Below are 2,785 nucleotides of genomic sequence, written 5' to 3' on the forward strand. Positions count from 1 at the left end.
CGGCGTGATAGGCAAGCTGGCGCGCGGCGGCTGCCTTGGCCGCGAGTTGGGCGAGCTTCAGCCGCACGGCCTGCTGGTTCCAGAGCGGTCCGCCGAACGCCTGCCGTGTCTTTACGTAGTTTGCCGTCAGCTCGATCGCCTTGGCGGATTCGCCGGCGCAGATGCCGCCGATGCAGATGCGCTCGTTCTGGAACGTCTCCATGATGCCGTAGAAGCCTTTGTTCTCCTCTCCGAGCAGGGCATTGGCCGGTACACGGACGTCCTGAAAGGCGATTTCGGCGGTGTCCGAGCAAAGCCAGCCATGCTTGTCGAGCTTGGTCACATCGATGCCTGGCGTATTGCGCTCGACGATGAACAGCGAGATGCCTCGGCTGCCCTTGGCGTGCGGATCGGTACGGGCAGCGACGATCAGGATGTCGCCGTAGACCGCATTGGTGATGAACATCTTGGAGCCGTTGATCACCCAGCCGTCGCCATCGCGGGTCGCGCGGGTCTTCAGGCCAGCAACGTCGGAGCCGGCATCCGGCTCGGTCACTGCGATCGAGCAAATCGTCTCGCCACGGATGATCGCCGGCAGGTATTTCTGCTTCTGCTCCGGCGTACCGCGCAGAGAGATGTGCACCGCCGACATGTCGGTGTGCACCAGGATCGACGAGGTGAAGCCGCCGAAGCTCGAGCGTCCCAATTCCTCAGCGAACACCATCGAGGCCAGCGGACCCATGTCGGTGCCGCCGTACTCGGGCGCGTGACGCATGCCAAGAAATCCGAGCGCGCCCATGCGGCGAAAAATCTCGCGCGGGATCTTGCCGTCGCGCTCCCAGGCGTCCCCCTGCGGCACCACCTCCTTCTCGACGAAGCGACGTACCTGCTCGCGCAATATGCGAAGCTCCTCGGGCAGATTGGGTTGCTCCGAGAATTGAAATTCAGCTTCAACAGGCTGGCGGGAACTGGATGTCATGACGTTCATTGTGCCGCCCTCCCATCGGGGATGTGAAGATGTCCGCGCAGGAATTTTGCAAGCGCCGCGATAGCTTCGCCAGCCTGCGGGATTTCCGGGAACATCTGGAACACGTGGATCATGCCATCCCAGATTTGCAGCTCGACGTTGACGGCGGCAGCCCTGGCTCTGGCAGCGAACTCGGTTGAATCGTCGCGCACCGTCTCGCGGTCGCCGACCTGGATCAGAAGCGGCGGCAAGCCGGACAAGTCGGCGTAGAGCGGCGAGGCCAGCGGGTGACGCGGATCGCCATCCAGGCCCAGATAGTTCTTCGCAAGCGCGAGGATCATCGCGCGCTGATGGATCGGGTCGGCCTTCGCCCGGCTTTCGTAGCTTGCACCTGTCGCGGCGAGGTCCGTCCAGGGCGACATAACCGCGGCGGCCGCCGGCAGTTTCTCGCCGTGATCGCGCAACGCAAGCATGACGCTTAGCACGAGGTTTCCCCCGGCGGAGTCACCCGCAAGCGCGATGTCATCCGGTTGCAAACCCTCGTCGAGCAGGTATCGATAGGCCCTCAGGGCATCGTCCAGCGCGGCTGGAAAGCGGTGTTCCGGCGCCAGGCGGTAGTTGATCGCCACGACGCGGCAGCCACAGGAGCTGGCGATGCGCGCGATCAGATCGCGGTGCGAGGCAATCGAGCCGATACGGAAGCCGCCGCCATGCAGATAGAGGATGGCCTTGTCCTGCGGCGCGGCGGCCGGCGCGATCCACTCGCCCTCGACACCGCCGGCGGAGACCTGGCGGCACGTCACCGGCACGGAGCAGGCGGCGAACGCTCCATCCCAATCGTGACGCATCTGCTCGACGCTCGTGTCGCGCGTCCAGTTGCGGTACACCGACTGCAGCCGCTCGACCGCACGATCGACAGGAGTTACCGCAATATCGCCGGCCGCATCCTTCATCTCAACCGCCGATCCCCATGCCGCCGGACACGCCGAGCGTCTCACCCGTGATGTAGGCGGCCTGGTCGGACGCCAGGAACAGCGCGGCTGCTGCAACCTCGTCCGGCTCGCCGAGCCGGCCCAGCAGGGTTGCATCGGTCATCGCTCGAAGGATCTTGTCACCACCGCGGGCGACCGCCTGCTCCAGCATCGGCGTGCGGATCGGACCGGGCGCAATCGCGTTCGCCGTGATGCCGTATCGCGCGTTCTCTCGCGCCATGCTCTTGGTGAAGGCGATGACCCCGCCCTTGGCGGCTGAGTAAACCGACCCACCCTTGGATCCGAGCCGGGCGGCTTCGGATGTTATGTTGATGATGCGGCCGTACCTTGCAGCCTGCATCGCCGGCAGGACGGCATGGGTGCAAGCCAGAACAGACGTGAGATTGACCGCGATCAGCTTCGCCCAGTCGTGCGGCGTGGTCTCGATGAAAAAGGCGTGCTGGTCGATCCCGGCATTGTTGACGAGGATGTCGAATGGGCCGTGCTGCTCCACGGCCGCCTGCACCGCGCCCGCATCGCTGACGTCGAGGCGAACAGCGGCGGCGCCGATCTGGCGTCCGACCTCGGAAGCTTGGGCCATGTCGAGGTCGGCAATCAGGACGTTGGCGCCCGCAGTGACAAAGCTCTTTGCAATCGCAGCGCCAATGCCGCGCGCGGCGCCTGACACGAAGGCGCGCCGACCGTCCAAGCGCCCGAATGGAAGCGTATCCGCCACGCCTCAGCGTCCCGTGAAGATGGGCTTGCGCCGCCGACAATGTATAGGCGTCTGTGGCGGACTTGCTGCCGAACAGATGAACGAAGAAATCGAGCGCAGAAGCGGCATTGGCGTTTGAGATTTCGAACACCT

General features: G+C 64.8%; 3 protein-coding genes. All 3 read right to left on the reverse strand.

All coding sequences use genetic code 11. The annotated features are described in order from the left end of the window. A partial coding sequence (locus MOV74_RS35350) for an acyl-CoA dehydrogenase family protein (protein ID WP_246931757.1) occupies nt 1-967 on the reverse strand: 967 nt, incomplete at its 3' end. Further along, nucleotides 964-1,899 (reverse strand): alpha/beta hydrolase, encoded by a 936-nt coding sequence (locus MOV74_RS35355; protein WP_246931759.1) that lies wholly within the window; start codon nt 1,897-1,899, stop codon nt 964-966. The genes MOV74_RS35355 and MOV74_RS35350, both read right to left, overlap by 4 nt. A 1-nt stretch (nt 1,900) precedes the next feature. Then, nucleotides 1,901-2,653: an SDR family oxidoreductase gene (locus MOV74_RS35360; RefSeq protein WP_246931761.1), complete on the reverse strand. Its 753-nt coding sequence runs from the start codon at nt 2,651-2,653 to the stop codon at nt 1,901-1,903. Nucleotides 2,654-2,785 lie beyond the last annotated feature (132 nt).

The organism is Bradyrhizobium sp. SHOUNA76 (assembly GCF_023006445.1).
Lineage (GTDB): Bacteria > Pseudomonadota > Alphaproteobacteria > Rhizobiales > Xanthobacteraceae > Bradyrhizobium.

Coding starts and splice junctions, on each gene's coding strand:
- MOV74_RS35355 (WP_246931759.1), bottom strand. CDS start 1,899: ATGAAGGATGCGGCCGGCGATATTGCGGTAACTCCTGTCGATCGTGCG.